Genomic DNA, 15,424 nt, shown 5'->3' on the forward strand with positions numbered 1-15,424 from the left:
GTTCAGCCAAGGGAAGTAGCGATCGCCTTGGCCGGCCCATTCAGGGCGGGGTACTCGGCTGCTACCCGCGGATCGTGCCCTGGAATGACGGGTGCTCCGGTATCTGCAGAGAGCTCCTTGGCAAATGCCAACGCAGCGCACATCTCGTCGAGGTCTGTGTGCGCGAAAAACGGCCAGCCCTTCTCGAGTTGCTCGGCGAAATGGATCGCATCCGACGCGAGGATCAACGGCCCCGATTTGCTCTGCACGAGTGTCAGTAGCTGTCCTGGGCAGTGGCCGCCGACCGGGTAGACACTCACGCCCGGGTGGACCTCGGTCTCGCCGTCGATCAACCGCAGCCTTTGCTCCTCGCCAGCGCGCATAATCACCTCCAAGTCGGCGGCCGCAGTGAACTCCCCGACCAGACCGTTCTCCTCGAACTTTGCGGTCCAGTACTCGTACTCGGCGCGGGCGGCGACGATGACGGCTTGGGGGAAGAGGTGAACGTAGCCGATGTGGTCGTAATGGAAGTGGGTGGTGATCACCATGCTGACCTGGGCCGGTTCGATTCCCAGCAGCGCGAGACCCTCGGGAGGCGGCGTTCGGCTAGTCTCCCCGAGCCAGTCTTTCCCGGCGACGTCGTAGCCGGTGTCGATCAGGATGATCGCCTTATCGTTCCGAGCTATCCAGAACGAGTAGTCCATGGGCTGATCCTCATCAACCTCCCCGGAATTTGCGAACCCATGGAAGACAATGCTCTTCCTGGTCACACGTTCGCCGTACTTGACCTGGATGACGTTGAATTTAGATAGGGCGGAAGACACAGGCGCTCCTCAGGGCTATCGTGCTAGGTTCGAAAGGCGGCGTTCCGCCATGGACACAATGTTCGAAAGCAACATCGCACGGGTCATGGGACCCACCCCTCCTGGATTCGGCGATAGCCAACCGGCGACATCGCCGACAGCGGGATCGACATCCCCGGCGAGCTTCGCCTTTCCGGACTTGGTGGTGCCCACCCGGGTTACCCCGACATCGAGTACGGCTGCACCCCGCTTCACCCAGTCGGGCTGCACGAAGTGCGGCTGCCCCAGCGCGGCGATAACGATGTCGGCTCGACGCACCTGGTCAGGAAGATCCCTGGTACGCGAATGAGTCAGGGTCACGGTTGCATCCAGGCCCTTACATGTCAGCAGGAGTCCCAAGGGCCGTCCTACCGTCACACCGCGACCGATAACCGTCACCTGGCGGCCGGCTATTTCGACCCCTGCACGCAGCAGCAACTCGACAATGCCAGCGGGGGTGCAGGGCACCGGTGAGCTCAGTTCGCGGGCGACACTCAAAACGAGTCGTCCCAGATTCGTGGGATGCAGTCCGTCCGCGTCCTTCTCCGGCTCGATCGACTCCAGCACAGCATTGTCGTCGACGCTGTCCGGAAGAGGCAGCTGCGTGATGAACCCGGTCACCCCCGAATCGGCGTTGAGCTCTGCGACGCTTTGCTCAATCTGGGCCCTTGTCGCCCCCTCCGGAAGGTGGTGAGGGATCGATGCGATCCCCACCTCCGAACAGTCACGATGCTTCCCGGTCACATACGAGACCGACGCCGGGTTCTCCCCCACCAGCAAGGTTCCCAGCCCCGGGGTGATCCCGGCCGCTTTCAATGCGACCACCCGCTCGCGCAGCTCCGCCTTGATAACCGCTGCAGTAGTCGCACCGTCAAGCATCTCGGCCATCCGGCCCTCCCTCCACTCTCGCTCTATGCGCCCAGGGGCAGTCGCTCCTGGGCCGACATGATTTAGGCTCCGGCAGGCACGTCGAGTGCCGGACGCGGAACCGCCCCGACGTCGATGGCGTTGTTGTTTTCGAGGTCGAAGTAGGGGTACCGGCCGACGGTCACTCGGATCTCCTTCTGCGGTGTGCCGGGGCGCCCCCACAGGACGGTGATTTTGGTACCCTCGGCTGCATATCGCTTGTCAATGAAGCCGAGCGAGATCATGCGACGGTAGTAGACGCTGTTGATGCGTCCGGTTGAAGTACCGATCCGCTGACCGTCCGCGAGGACCCAATCTGCGTGATACGCGAAGCCAGGTTGACCGCCCAGGTTGAAGTAGATGTCGAATGGGCGGTCGTCGATCCTGTCGTACGGCTCGACGTCGCGTCCCCGGTACTTGGAGGCGACGACGTCGGCGATGTCCTCCTCGTTCCAGACGAGGCTCACTACTGCCCAATGGTCGGCTTCGGCCTCACGCTGCAGCGCTTCCTTGCCTATGAAGTCGTGATTGAAGTCGACCATTTTCCCCCAGCCGACTTGGTAGGGCGTCACGAACCGCGCCTCGGCATCCGGGCCAACGCTGCCGTAGAAGTGGCGGTACTTGTTGTAGAAGTTCTGCATCGGCTGGGTATCGAAGTAGGCAGCCATGTCTGGCTCCTCGTACCACGGCAGGGGGTAGTGGAGGTTGATGTTCGGGAATCCCGCCTCGGTGTGCTGCATGAGATAGGCGACCTGCCCCTGCTTCACGAGGCCAAAGGGCTGGCCTGCTTCCCAGATGGCCCGGTAGACGGTCTCGGTGTCCGGCGCCGCACCGTGGACCTCATAAGCCAACCCGCCAGCCATCCCGAGCCGGAGGATGCGGACGGGGAGGCCTGCGATCGTTCCCATGCGATGCCTGCCGAAGGCGATGTCGTGGAGGTCCTCCTGCGCGGCGGCTTCAAGAACCTCCAGCGAACGCGGGCCAGCGATCTGGAAGAAGAACTCCTTGTTTGATTGGTCTTCACCCTTCACGTTGAGTCCGGAGTTGATCAACCGGTACTCCAGCGCGGGAGCGAGCCAATACGTTCGGTAGGTATCCTCTTCGATCCGAGCGACCACCCCGTCCGTGAGGATCTGGCCCTTGTCATTGCAGAGGACGGCGTGTCGGATCTGGCCTACCTGGAACCCCCGGAACGCGTTGATACACACCGATCGCAAGAACTCGAGCGCATCCGGACCAGAGACGTCATAAACGGGAGACATGCCATTGAGGGCAGTGCCGATGTGCGCAGTCTCCTTCGACGAAAGCACCTCGGTTTCGTAGCCAAGAAACTCCAAGGGCAAATAACCCATGCCGGGGGCGACGGTGTACGCCCCTTCGCTGATTGCTTGTTGTGCGGTCATGTTCTTCACTCTCTGTTGATACGGGTGCGTCGTCGCACCACGGTGATCGAGGGGCTAGTTGGATGAGTCGAGCAAGGCGAAGCCGGCACCGGCGACTGCGCCACCGTCTACCGGAAGGACACTTCCCGTCGTGTAGCTCGCGCGTGTGACGAGGTAGAGCATCATGTCGGCCACCTCCTCTGGTTTGCCATAGCGGGGAATTGGAAGGCCGCCGGCGATAGCGGATTCATCACCGCCCGCCATCATCGGAGTATCGGTGTAGCCCGGCTGCAGGGCGTTCACGCGGATGCCATACTTCCCCAGTTCGAGCGCCGCGATCTGGGTCAGTCCCACGATCGCCATCTTTGCTGCAACATACGGGGCAAGGAGCGTGGGCGGCACTACCGCCGTGATAGAGCTGGTATTCACAATGGATCCGCTGCCCTGCCTTCGCATAGCTGTGACCACCGCCTGGATCCCGTTGAAATGTCCCGTGAGGTTTACGTTGAGGACACGATCCCAAATTTCGGGGCGCATCTCTTCGAGCGCCGCCGGGACGTTGATACCTGCGTTGTTGACCAGGATGTCGAGCGTTCCATGGCCGAAATCCAGGGCGGCCTGGACGCAAGCACCCCATTGATCCCTATCGGTGACATCGAGCGGTACAAACAGTGCCTGATCGCCGAGGGCGGCGGCAAGCGCTTCGCCGTCCTCGTGCAGGACGTCGGCGACGATCACTCGTGCCCCGTTTTCCACGAGCACTCGACAATGAGCTGCGCCAATCCCGCGGGCGCCTCCGGAGACAATCGCCGTCTTGCCATCGAGCCTAAAGGTATTCATCAGAATCGGACCCCTCTCGGTTCCAGCCTTGAGCACGACGGGCCGAACGAATTCGCCCCGGCGTGTGAGCGATTCGACAGTGAATCGCCAGATCTAGGCTCCAGCGCCCCCCGGGAAGTTCCTAGCGTAAGTTCACCTGATTCTGCGCCCGTTCCCGTTTGACGGAAGTGACAGATCATCACTACTCCCCGGCCCTGCTCAGGCGCATGTCGATAACGCCCGTTATGAGATCGCGTTCGACTGCGGCACGCATAGCCGCCCCAGCATCCTCAAGGGAGAACACCCGCGAAATCATGACGTCCACGTCCAGCGTGCCCAATTCGATGGCGTCGGCAATGCGCTGGATGTCCCGGTCGAGGAATCCGCCACCGCTCTGTGATCCTTTGATGACCCGGCCGAAGAGCGACACCGTGTTCGCCGGAAGGGTCGTGGTCGCCGTGTCAAGCGGAGCGACCATGCTGGTCGCGACGACGGTCCCGCCATTGCGAGAGAGGGTAAAGGCCTGCTCGATTCCTCCCGGTTCTCCGGTAGCCTCCAACGCGAGGTCCGCGCCGCGTTCCGCAGTCAAAGTGTCGACCGTCGTACGGGCATCTTCCGGTGCCACCGCTGCGCTGGCGCCCACCTTCAAGGCAAAATCACGACGCTCAGGAAGAGGATCGACTGCGATGATCGGACCCGCGCCGGCCGCTTTCGCGGCCTGGATCATCCACAGGCCCAGATGTCCGCAACCGACCACTACAACACTCTCACCCGGTTGTACACGGCCGACTTCCCATACGGCGCCGACGCCGGAAATGCCTCCGCAGCCTAGGACGGCCAGTTGAACCGCATCGAGCGAGCTGTCTACGACGGCGTAACAGTGCTCGCGATACTTCATGTACTCAGCGAATGTTCCTGCCCCGCCAAACCCCGCCACCACATGTCCAGCGGCAGTGCGGCCGACGGCCGGTGGTGTCGCGACTTCTACCCACAGCCGCTCGCATTGCGAGGGGCTGCCGTGGAGGCACGGATAACATTTGCCGCACTCCATGGTGCCGGCCACGACAATCCGGTCGCCCACTTTCGTCTTCATCACTCCGGGACCGACCTCAATGACCGTGCCACAGGCGCTGTGGCCGGGCACGAAGCGCCGGTCGGAGCTGACAGGGTTGTCTATGAAGAGCTGATCGGTACGGCAGACGGCACTGGCCTCTATTCGGACGGTCACTTCCCCCCATCCCGGCGGGTCCAGGGTGATCTCCTCGATCTCGATCGGTGCGCCTTCTCCGCGGGCGAGAGCAGCTCTCATGTTAGACCTCTTCGTCTTCGTGCAATGGGTGGCTTGTTGAGTGGATGGGTTACTCCTCCTCCATCATCGAGATCCCTCCCGGGTTTTGCGACAGAAAATGCGTATTTGCGTAAGTGATCGCGTAAGTGCACGCTATGAGTGGTGAGCGTCACATGGCTATATGGCAAGTGGAGGAAAAGGCGCCTCGGCGGCGGCTCCCTCCACGCCTTCGTGCACACGGTCTCCTCCCACCCCTGAGACCCCGTATCGGCAAATTAAGCTGAGTAAGGTATCAACAATGACAACGTCAAGTCGCGGGCTTCCTGTCAGGCACCTCACCGAGCTCGTGGGGAGAGACCGGGTTCTCAATGAATTGAGCAGTCTCGTCGCCTCGCGCCGACTTGTCACCATCACCGGGCAAGCTGGCGTGGGAAAGTCCCGGACAGCAGCGCGCCTCGCGGAGATGTTAAGGCGTTCCTTTGGCGGCTCCATCGCCGTCGTCGAGATGGGCGGCCAAGCTTCGGACCGCGCCGGTGAGACCATCGCTGCCGCCGTCGGATCTCCTGGCGCATCACTGGAAGAGATCGCGCGGATACTGGGCGAAAAACCGCACTTGATCGTCCTCGACAACCTGGATCGTGCGGATCTCGCGGCGCCAGCCCTCGAACAGCTGCTTCGGCACGCAACCGAGACCCGCCTTGTAGTTACCTCCCGTCAGCGAACGGGTATCCGCGGGGAGACACTCTACGTCTTGTCCCCGCTTGAAAGCATTCTGCAGGGGCCTCCGGAAGCAGCACTCGAGTCGCCCGCGGGAAACCTGCTGCTGCGGCTTATCCGTGAAGAGGACCCTACGTTTCGAGCAACAGCAGCGGCGGCGGAAGAACTGCTTGCCGTGTGCAAGGCCACAGATGGCGTCCCGCGGTTCATCGAAGCAGCGGCACGCGCCGTCTGCGTGCTGGGCCCTCGTGCCGCAGCGATCGCAGTCACGGAGGACGCGGCCGTCCTGGACTCGTTCCTCCCTACCGCCTTTCACGCCATGACCTCGAAGGCAGTCCTGCAGGGGGCGCTGGCAAGAGTATCCGAACCGGCGCGCAGGCTCCTGCAACGGCTCTCGTTGTTCGCGTCCGGATGCGACCTGCGCTTCGCTGCGGATCTCTTCTCCGATGGGAGTGTGGCGAAGATCGCCGGGCCCACCTCAGAACTCGTCGATCAGTCGCTGGTGCGGTCCGAAACAGTGGGTGGAGAGCGCAGATTGCGAGTTCCTCTTCACTACCGCGGACACACTCTCGGATCCTGGGATGAGGAGAGCCGTTCGAGCGAACAGCAACGCGTGCGAAGCGCTCTAATCGACAGGATGCGTCATTGCGCCGGGTCATGGTTCTCCGATGACCAACTGCAGAGCATCCAGTTCCTCAACCGCCATGCCGGTGACATCACAGCACTTCTCAGCGCCATGTCAGCCGACCCCAACGATGCACACGAAGCTCTCGATATCATCAGCGCCCTGCGCTATTACTGGCAGCTTCATCCTGTCGACCCTTGGCCCAGAGTGAGGGACTGGCTCGGCACGGCACTAACTATCGACCCGACTCACGACTCGATCACCGTCCGCGCCATGCAGACCGATGCCTACATCGCGTTCCACGAGGGAGACCTTGAGGGCGCAAGAGCACAGCTCATGGCCAGCAGGTCAGGGTCCGATCCATCGCTCATCGGTGACAATGAGGCTCTTTTCGGCATCTTCGTCGAAGCGTTGATCGATCTTGGCGAAGGCAATCCTGCCGCTGCAGAGCCCAAGCTGGGCCGAGTGCTGCGGGAGTCTCTGCAGGCAGACGTGGAACACCTTGGCGAAAAATACTGGTTCCTGGCGACATGTCAGATTGCCATGGGCCACGAGGAAACCGCGATGGCGTCTCTCGCTGAGGGCCTGGCGTTTTGCGAACAGGTCGGTGATATCTGGGGTCGAGCCTACATGTGGTGGCTGGTGGCTTTGATCGCGGGCCGACAGGGCCGCACCAACGAGGCCACCGCGCGCTTACGTGAGTCGGTAGATGTGATGTCCGACTACGGCGATCGCGCGGGTCTTGCCCTCTGTGTGCGACTCCTTGTGTCCATCTCCGGTAACAACGGAGAGGACGAGAGTGTCGCCCGCCTGGCCGCACTTTTTCCGCGACAGATGCATACGAGCCCTCCGGTCCCGCTGCCCGAGCTCGTCCCTGCGCCTCCAAGCACCTTTGGTCCGTCCACGCCATTGCAAGACAATCGATCGCTCGGTGAGATGCTTGCACGGATCATCGACGGGGACGCAGCAGAGAACCCGACCCAGCGCGACGGGACGCTCGATGCGCTCAGCGGCCGCGAATGGGAAATTGCCACCCTCGTCGCGGAAGGACTAGGCAACCCCGCTATTGCGGCGAGACTCGTGCTGTCGCGGCGCACGGTGGAGGGACACGTCCAGCGGATCCTGGCGAAGCTCGGCTTTCGCTCCCGCAGCCAGATCGCAGTGTGGGTGGCACAATCAAGAACCGAAGTGGGGCGGCGCCGATAAGCGCCTCGGGCTGGAATTCCGGGCCGATGCGCAGGAGGCACTCACGAGTGCCCCCATGCGAGTGGGCTTACCTGGCGGGCCGACGACGCTACCCGAAGACAATGGTGTGATTGCCGTGGCGGATGACTCGGTCTTCCGCATGCCATTGCACGGCTCGAGAGAGGACCGCGCGCTCGACATAGGCGCCGTGGGCTTGGAGATCGGCGGCCGTCATGGAATGGTCGACGCGGGCGACATCCTGTTCAATAATCGGGCCCTCGTCGAGGTCCTTCGTCACATAGTGTGAGGTGGCGCCGATGAGTTTCACGCCACGCTCCTGCGCTTTGCGGTAGGGAGCGGCGCCGATGAAGGCGGGCAGGAACGAGTGGTGGATGTTGATGACCGGTACGCCGATCTTGTCAAGGAAGTCTCCGGAGATGATCTGCATGTAGCGTGCCAGCACGACGAAGTCGACGTTGCCGCGCAAGAGTCCAAGGATCTTCGCCTCGGCCTCGCTCTTGTCGGGGCCCTGCGAATGTACGTGCATGAACGGGATACCGAAGGAGCGCACGTCCTCTGCGGTGTTGGTGTGGTTGGAGATCACCATCGGGATCGAGACAGGCAGCTCGCCGCGGCGATGCCGCCACAATAACTCCAACAGGCAGTGATCCGATGTGGAGGCCAGGATCGCCATTCGCTTTGGCACGGACTGGTCGGTGAGCCGCCACTCCATGACGTATGGCTTCAGGGTCTTGGCGAGGTCGGCCTGGATGTCGGGGATCGCCGCAGCGAGCCCCGGGCGGTGGAACACCACCCGCTGGAAAAATGCGCCGCCTTCGGGGTCGGACGAGTACTGGTCCAGCGTAACGATATTGCCCTTATTGCGAGTCACCAGCGCGGTGACGGCGGCAACGAGGCCGGGCTGGTCGGCACCATGCACGGTCAAGCAGGCGTGGTCGCGCAATGGGATGTTGAGTGGCATGTAGTTTGCTCCTGGGTTCGGGACGGCCGTGACAGTGGTCAGACGGCTCGCTGTGGTTCAGCTATGGGCGCAAGGGTGATGTCGAACTGTGCCGAGGTCCATTTCTCAGCCAGATTTCGACCGGGTGGGCCCGCTCCTGGTTCATGTTCGACAAACGGCACGATAAGTGACGGCTTGACACCGAATACCGCGTCCTTCTCCAGCCACTCGTCGCCCTCTACGAAGATGTGGGTGATGAGGGTCTCGTACCCGGGATGGCTCACCATGAAATGGATGTGAGCCGGGCGCATGGGAGACCTGCGAGCAGCGTCTAATAGATCACCGACCGGGCCGTCATGCGGGATCGGGTAGGCGGCGGGCTGGACTGTCCAATAGTCGAAGGTCCCGTCTTCGTTTGTGAAAAAGTGAGCGCGGCCCGACAGTTGCCGCGATTCGTGCTGAACGTCGTAGAAGCCGTCATCGTCGGCCGCCCAAACCTCCAGGCGCACGCCTGCCAGCGCGGCACCTGTGGCTGACCGAACGGAGCCGTGGACGTAGCAGGGGTGTCCGGACATTCCGTCGCCGATGTCGTCGCCGTTCTCGATGAACGGGGCGTTCTCGACGAAGAAGGGGCCGAAGACCGTCGACTCGGTCGCTGTCGACCGTGCGGGCGCGTTGACAGCCACCGTCATCATGGAGGCACCCAGCACGTCCGAAAGCAGGATGAACTCCTGTCGGTGCTCGTCGGTGGTTTGCCCCGCGCGTGTGAGGAAGCCGATCGCCGCGTCCCACTCCACCTGCGTCAGACGCACGTCCCGGATGAACCCGTGAAGATGACGCACCAGCGACGACATTACTTCCCGGAAACGAGGGTCTTCGCTACCTCCGAAGCTTGCGACTACTTCGTCGGTCAGCGTGGATTCCCGGGTGACCTGTATCAGCGCTTCGGCCCCTGTCATGGTCATGAGTGGATCGTCCCTTCATCGAATGCCGCCTGGAGCAGCCATTGAATATCCCCGCGAGTGACTTCTCGAGCGTTGGGGATTGGAAGCCTCTCGGCCACGACATCGACGGCGACAGGCACATCGTCGTCCTGCATGCCCAGTTCACGAAGATTCCTCGGTGCGCCTGTGGCAATTAAGAGTTCGCGAAGTCCCGCGACGGCATCGTCGACGCCCAGTGCCGCGCAGATCGACCTACTCGCGGCAGGGACGGCGTCGGCATTGAAACGAAGCACTTGCGGAAGGATCACGGTGTGTGTACCGGCGTGCGAGAGGTCGAACGCGCCCCCGAGAGCGTGGCATATCTTGTGGTGCAGTCCCGACCCAGCCTCCGCGAAAGCGGAACCAGCGAGGAAGCTGCCGTACACCAGGCTGTCCATTGCACCTGCCTGGGCGTTCTGCAGCGCGCGCAATCCCTGAGTGAGCTGACGAATGCCTTCGCCGGCCTTCAGCGATGTGAGCGGGTTTGCCCCGGGTCCCCAGAATGCCTCCACACAGTGTGCCAGCGCATTGAACGCAGAGGACACGGCGACGGCATGAGGGAGAGAGGTTAGCAGCGCCGGGTCGTATACGACGGCTCGCGGCTGCACCAAGGGGTTTTTCCCGGTCTGTTTGCGGCCGTCCACAGTAATGCCCCAGACATCCGTCATTTCCGAGCCAGCCAGAGTGGTGGGGACGGCGAGGATTGGAAGGCCTGTCCTTAATGCAATGGCCTTCGCAGTTCCAGTGGTAGACCCCCCTCCAATCGAGAGAATCAGGTCGGCATCGGAGTTCTCAGCTGCCTGCTGGGCAAGGGCTGCTGTCTCGGCTGGAACATGCTCTACGACGTCGCTGAAAAGGCCGACGACGCGGGCGTGGATCGCGGAGGTGATGAGTTCCGCGGCCACGGACTGGGAGGGAGACGTCACCAACAGAATACGTCGCGCGTGGTGCCGTTCGACCCAGTCCCGCACGTTGGCAGCGGCATTCCCGTGACCGAATCGGACCTCGGCCGTTTGCGAGCGATATGTGAATGCTTCCATACTCATGCCAGGAGTGAGTGGTCGTCGAGCCGGTGCCAGCGGCGATTGTGATAGACCAGCGGCGAGGAGTCCGGTCCAGGCTCAACGGCAGATGCCTCGATTGCCTGGGCAGCCACGATCACCGACCCGCCTACCTCCATCCGGTCGATGATTCTGCAGCGCAACCACGACTTGACTCCATGGAAGAGCGGTTCCCCTGTGGTCAGGGGTGACCACAGGGAATCGTCGGAGAAACGGTCAACTCCTGAGGTCGCGAACAGCCGAGCCATGGACACGTCCTGGTCCGTCATAAGGTGGACAACGATGGTCTCCGCGGCCGTTATACCCGGCGTTGCAGAGGAGAGTGCGGACAGTGAGAAGATCAAGATCGGTGGTTCGACGCTCACGGAGACAACGGACGTTGCGGTCAGTCCTACTGGCCCGGAGCCTGGATCGGCGGTGATTACAGCAACTCCGGCAGGGTGGTTTCGGAATGCCAGCTTGAACCCGTCAGAGGTGACTCCGGGGTGTAACAGGGGCAGCTCCGGGGCGGGAGCAGTCCGGTGCTGGGTGTGTTCACGTTCATCAAGTGCACTGGAATGTGCCATTGTTCAAATCCTTTCTTTGGGCGTTTCGGGCAGCTGAGAGGAGGGTGACCGTTCGTCGTCGAGCATGGTTCCGGACCTCCGTCCATGGTCGTTGACTGCTGGTCGCCAAGGGGCGTCGCGCACGAAAGCGGGCTTGCGTCGTTCGGTGCGCAAAGCAGCGAGGACGCCCTGCAGATTGCGATCCTCAAGAGCAGCGATGACTTCTTCGAACCCTGCGGTTGCCGGGATGTTGGCGAAAATTGTTCTCGTGATGGTTCGCTTGTCGATTCCGGGCAACCCGAGTGCTCGGTACGCGTGTAGAAGCGGTTCGGACCCCGCCAACGAGACGAAGTACTCGCAGAAATCGTTCAAGGCGACAACATAATCGTCAAGGCTTTCGGCAACGCCGCCGGTTGCAGCTTCCTGCATCCTTTCCATGCGGTTGCGCAGCGCCCGCAGCTGAGGCTCTGCTACTCGATCGATCATCTGCACGGCGACGCCAATCTCAATCGCGAGTTTTGCTTCGTAGGTCTTGTCGACGAGCTCGTCGGGGACGGGAGCGACGTAGTAGCCGCCGTCCTGGCGTTCTACGAGGGCCTCCGACCTGAGGGTGGACAGAGCGCGCAGGATAGAACCCCGCGACGATGCGAACGTCCGCGCAAGAACATCGGCATCCAGTGCCCGTGACTGATCGGTACGAAGTGACAGAACGTGTTCGCGGACCGCGTCCAGCAACGACCTGTCCGCCTCGGTATGAAGCTGAGCGAACGCTCCCCGGTAGTAGGCCAGTGGGCTGCCTCCATGGACCTCAACGCCGACGACGTGCGCGCGGAACTCCCTATGTGAGCCGGCATCCAAAGCGTCTATGACCCTGCAGCTCAGCCCTGCGACCCGACCGGGAAGTACCGGGTTACCCATGCCGTCTTCGTAGAGCTCGATACCCGCGAACTTGTCGGGTACGCGGGAAGCGAACCTGCCTGCCATGCTCGCCGAGTCCCCGTCCAGGACGTTGATAGCGAATTTCCCGGCCCGCAGGATCGCTGCCGCCGTCGACGAGGCCGTGGACATCGACACCATCACCGTGGGCGGTTCCGATGCTATCGGCGCTATGGCGGCGACCGTCGCCCCCACCGGTCGGCCCTCATCACGGGAGGTCACGATCGCCACTCCTGACGCGAAGTGGTTCATCGCCACCACAAACTCGTCCGACGCGACCGGCATACCTGTCATCTTCATGATCGATCCTCATAGGAAAGTGCGGACGTCACCGACGGGATTCAAGCTCTCCGAAATGAGCCTGTGTGTACATGGCCGCTACAGGGTCGGCGAGTTGAGTGTTGAGGTGACCCCACCACTGACTGAGGTCACGCCAGATCCTTTCGGCCCGGCTCCCATTGACGACAGCACTCGACCCGATGGTCTTGAAGAGGACGTCATTGACCGCGCTCCACAGCAGCTGCGCGGACTGGCCGGCAGCCAAGGCGACACGCATATCTGCAGCCCGCGAGTATGGAGCCGACACCGAATCAGTAAGACACTGGTCGAACATCGCCCCCGCATAATCCATCGTCGCGACCGCCGCGTCGAGTTTCGCCCTCGCGGCACCGTACCGCCACTGGAAGAACGTGTCCTCCGAACGGAGGGCGAAGGGCGGGTTAACGGTCTTGCGAACCGTCATTTGGGCGTCGTACTCCTCAAAGAGGCCGAGTGCCGCGCCAAGCGCCAGGGAGTTCAGCTCAAGAGAGAAGAACCCGATGCCAGGCGCCCCATACATCGGATTCCCGTGCAGTGCTCTGCCGGGCGCCTGCGTTGCCGGGTCGATAGACAGCTGGCTGACGCCTTCCAGCACGAATTCCTCCGGAATGAAAGCGTCATCGAACTTGACCGAGTTGGAGCCGCTCCCCCGCAATCCAAGCGTGGTGCCCCAATCGTCAAGCACTTCGAACTTCTCTCTGGGCGCGATGAAATTCGAGATGACCCCGGGGCGATCGTCGTGAAATGCGTGACCACAGAAGTGAGTTGCATAGGGGACGCCCGATGCGTACCGGTGCACGCCGTTAACGAGGAAACCTCCGTCCACACGAGTGAGAGTCCCCGAAGGCGCGCTCGTCATTGGCGCTGCGAAGTATTCTCCGGCGAACAACTGCTGTTGTGCACTCTCTCCCCAGTACGAAGCAACCTGGAGGTTATGTCCTGATGCGAGGGTCAGACACCACGCCGTTGCCATGTCCGCACGGGCAATTTCGCGCATGACTTTAAGGAAGTCCGGAAGGCTGAACTCATAGCCACCCCAGGTCTTTGGCCTCAGCAGGTGATAGAACCCTGCCTCGAAGAAGGCGCGATGCAGGTCAACTGAATGGCGTGCATTCCGTTCGGTCTCCGCCGCTTCTGCCAGTACTTGCTCGCTGATTCGCCGCGCACTTGCCAGCGCATCATAAAGAGTCAGGGCCGCCGGCGGCTGGGCGCGCAGCGTAACAGATGTTTCCATATCCGTCCTTTGGTCGTCGTTGACAACTTTCCCTAACAGAATCGCTAACTACCCGAGCTCGTTCTAGCGTGAGGTCACCCGATTCATACGCAACCGTCACACCTGCACGTCCAATCGAGGCAGTGTTGCGATGCCGGGATTAACTGCTGCACGCGTCAGGAGACACAGCCGTCAGGGCGCCCGTGACACCTGCCGCCCGCTGAGGCTGGGCGTAAACCCTGGTCCTGGGAGAGGTCCTCCACCCACCGACCAAAGCGATCAACGACGTTATCGAAATCACCTGCGGCATTGCCCGGAAATGCTGCATCGCGGCCAAGAGCTCCACAGAACTGGGAACACCCCAGCCAGGCGTCAAGCAGGTGGCCAAGGGCCGTCAGAATAGGGTCCAAATCCTCTTTCACGGACAGTTGCTCAAGGAACTCTTAGAAACGCAACCTGACACGCCCGGCTCGCCCATGACGCAGCGCGACATTTGGGCCCTTATCGGCAAACTGGTCGGCTTCGATTTGCACGCCCCGACAAGCGTGTGAACTCCAAATGCTCGGCGACCTTGGAAGGGACCGCAGTCCGCGCCGGGCACTCCCCATTTAGTCGTAGTTACGCGTCGACGACACCGAAGAGACCTCCCCAAAGCACCCGGTCGCCCGTGTCGGCTGGACTCTCACGTAGCTGCAGGCCTACAGATGCTGCGCTTGCGAACGGGCGTCATGTCGCTCGGGCCCTTACATGCGATGAGTAGATGTAGGCCGAACAAGTGGAAGGAAATGGCTGTGATCAGGCTCAATAAAGAAGATTTACGTGTGGACAATGTCCACACCTCCTTTGGCCTGACAAAGCTCTCCTGAGTCAACGTTCTTAACTCCAGCAACGAGCCAAAACCAAGAACTTTGACGCAGGATCTCGAAGGTCATGTTGCGCTCAGTACCCCTACCCATGAGGAGGTGTAGGCCAACCCCGACCTACCCGACGCACCTAGAGAGGAACGCATAACCCCAGTTCAGAGCAAGCGGAGGGCCCGCCAGCCACGACCCTGAACCCGCTCCCCCACAACCAAACAGGCGACCCGCGGCGCCAGGCACACCCCGCGGCCGCTGTCAGAGGGGCCTGACCTCCCAATTTGTACACACGTTAAAGCAAATACCCCCTCTGACGAGGGGGTATGCCGTGCCCGAGGTGGGACTCGAACCGCATTCTGGCCCTTGAAAATACTGGGAAGTCCAGAAAACATAGGCAGTACGGGCCAGTCCGGCCCCGGTACGGCCGAGTCCGACGGCAAAAGTGTTGACACTGTCAACACACCCTCTTTTCCCTTTTGAACCCGTTTGCCGGCGAAGCCAAGCGGTGCATGAGTAATGGTCCAGGTTGCCGGGTCAGGCGATCTGGATCCGCCCGTCTCCGAGTTCAACCTCGACACGAAGCCGCCCACCGACCGCTTCAACGTATTTCCGCGGCGTGTCGATCTGGGCGCGGTCAACATCGCCGCGCTCGATGCGGGACACCCTGTTCTGGCTGACGTGCAGACGTGCAGCCAGTTCGACCTGAATCAGTCGGATGTTCCACTGAGCTCCTGAAGCCGGTAAGCCCGGACCTCATCGAGCAGGTGCTTCTTGTGGGCGTCCACAGCAACCCGGTCAACAGGCCGC

13 protein-coding genes are annotated in these 15,424 nt (G+C 61.9%); 1 reads left to right on the plus strand and 12 read right to left on the minus strand.

What is annotated here, in order from left to right; all coding sequences use genetic code 11:
* Positions 1 to 2: 2 nt before the first annotated feature.
* From AB4Z38_RS18410 to AB4Z38_RS18430, 5 genes are all read right to left on the minus strand, one after another.
* The gene (locus AB4Z38_RS18410; RefSeq protein WP_441431040.1) at positions 3 to 803 is read right to left on the minus strand and encodes an N-acyl homoserine lactonase family protein; all 801 of its coding nucleotides are present in this window, start codon (positions 801 to 803) and stop codon (positions 3 to 5) included.
* A 15-nt stretch (positions 804 to 818) separates the two neighbouring features.
* A complete protein-coding gene (locus AB4Z38_RS18415) occupies positions 819 to 1,709 on the minus strand; it encodes a bifunctional methylenetetrahydrofolate dehydrogenase/methenyltetrahydrofolate cyclohydrolase (RefSeq protein ID WP_441431041.1) in 891 nt (296 codons plus the stop codon).
* A gap of 62 nt (positions 1,710 to 1,771) precedes the next feature.
* Entirely contained in the window at positions 1,772 to 3,130 is a 1,359-nt protein-coding gene (locus AB4Z38_RS18420; protein ID WP_441431042.1) for a hypothetical protein, read from the minus strand.
* Between the two features lie 54 nt (positions 3,131 to 3,184).
* On the minus strand, positions 3,185 to 3,949 hold the full coding sequence (locus AB4Z38_RS18425) for an SDR family NAD(P)-dependent oxidoreductase (protein WP_441431043.1): 765 nt from the start codon (positions 3,947 to 3,949) through the stop codon (positions 3,185 to 3,187).
* Positions 3,950 to 4,130: 181 nt separating this feature from the next.
* Positions 4,131 to 5,237 carry a zinc-binding dehydrogenase gene (locus AB4Z38_RS18430; RefSeq protein WP_441431044.1) on the minus strand — a complete coding sequence of 369 codons (1,107 nt, stop codon included), beginning with the start codon at positions 5,235 to 5,237 and terminating at the stop codon, positions 4,131 to 4,133.
* 277 nt (positions 5,238 to 5,514) lie between these two features.
* On the opposite strand from AB4Z38_RS18430, the gene AB4Z38_RS18435 reads away from it, so the two are divergent.
* Positions 5,515 to 7,764, plus strand: coding sequence for a LuxR C-terminal-related transcriptional regulator (locus tag AB4Z38_RS18435; protein ID WP_441431045.1), 2,250 nt, complete (start codon positions 5,515 to 5,517; stop codon positions 7,762 to 7,764).
* Positions 7,765 to 7,852: 88 nt separating this feature from the next.
* Here AB4Z38_RS18435 and purU read toward each other — a convergent pair whose 3' ends face one another.
* The 7 genes from purU to AB4Z38_RS18470 all read right to left on the minus strand — a co-directional run bounded on the left by purU (position 7,853) and on the right by AB4Z38_RS18470 (position 15,334).
* Positions 7,853 to 8,725: a formyltetrahydrofolate deformylase gene (purU, locus tag AB4Z38_RS18440; protein ID WP_441431046.1), complete on the minus strand. Its 873-nt coding sequence runs from the start codon at positions 8,723 to 8,725 to the stop codon at positions 7,853 to 7,855.
* A 38-nt stretch (positions 8,726 to 8,763) separates the two neighbouring features.
* Positions 8,764 to 9,669: a dioxygenase family protein gene (locus tag AB4Z38_RS18445; protein WP_441431047.1), complete on the minus strand. Its 906-nt coding sequence runs from the start codon at positions 9,667 to 9,669 to the stop codon at positions 8,764 to 8,766.
* Positions 9,666 to 10,727 carry a maleylacetate reductase gene (locus AB4Z38_RS18450; protein ID WP_441431048.1) on the minus strand — a complete coding sequence of 354 codons (1,062 nt, stop codon included), beginning with the start codon at positions 10,725 to 10,727 and terminating at the stop codon, positions 9,666 to 9,668. Before AB4Z38_RS18450 ends, AB4Z38_RS18445 begins: the two co-directional genes overlap by 4 nt.
* Positions 10,728 to 10,729: 2 nt before the next feature.
* On the minus strand, positions 10,730 to 11,314 hold the full coding sequence (locus tag AB4Z38_RS18455; protein WP_441431049.1) for a flavin reductase family protein: 585 nt from the start codon (positions 11,312 to 11,314) through the stop codon (positions 10,730 to 10,732).
* Positions 11,315 to 11,317: 3 nt separating this feature from the next.
* Positions 11,318 to 12,529 (minus strand): flavin reductase, encoded by a 1,212-nt coding sequence (locus AB4Z38_RS18460; protein WP_441431050.1) that lies wholly within the window; start codon positions 12,527 to 12,529, stop codon positions 11,318 to 11,320.
* Between the two features lie 28 nt (positions 12,530 to 12,557).
* Positions 12,558 to 13,781, minus strand: coding sequence for an acyl-CoA dehydrogenase family protein (locus tag AB4Z38_RS18465; RefSeq protein ID WP_441431051.1), 1,224 nt, complete (start codon positions 13,779 to 13,781; stop codon positions 12,558 to 12,560).
* A 1,370-nt stretch (positions 13,782 to 15,151) separates the two neighbouring features.
* A complete protein-coding gene (locus AB4Z38_RS18470) occupies positions 15,152 to 15,334 on the minus strand; it encodes an XRE family transcriptional regulator (RefSeq protein WP_441431055.1) in 183 nt (60 codons plus the stop codon).
* Positions 15,335 to 15,424 lie beyond the last annotated feature (90 nt).

Source organism: Arthrobacter sp. 2RAF6 (assembly GCF_052115205.1).
Taxonomy (GTDB): domain Bacteria; phylum Actinomycetota; class Actinomycetes; order Actinomycetales; family Micrococcaceae; genus Arthrobacter.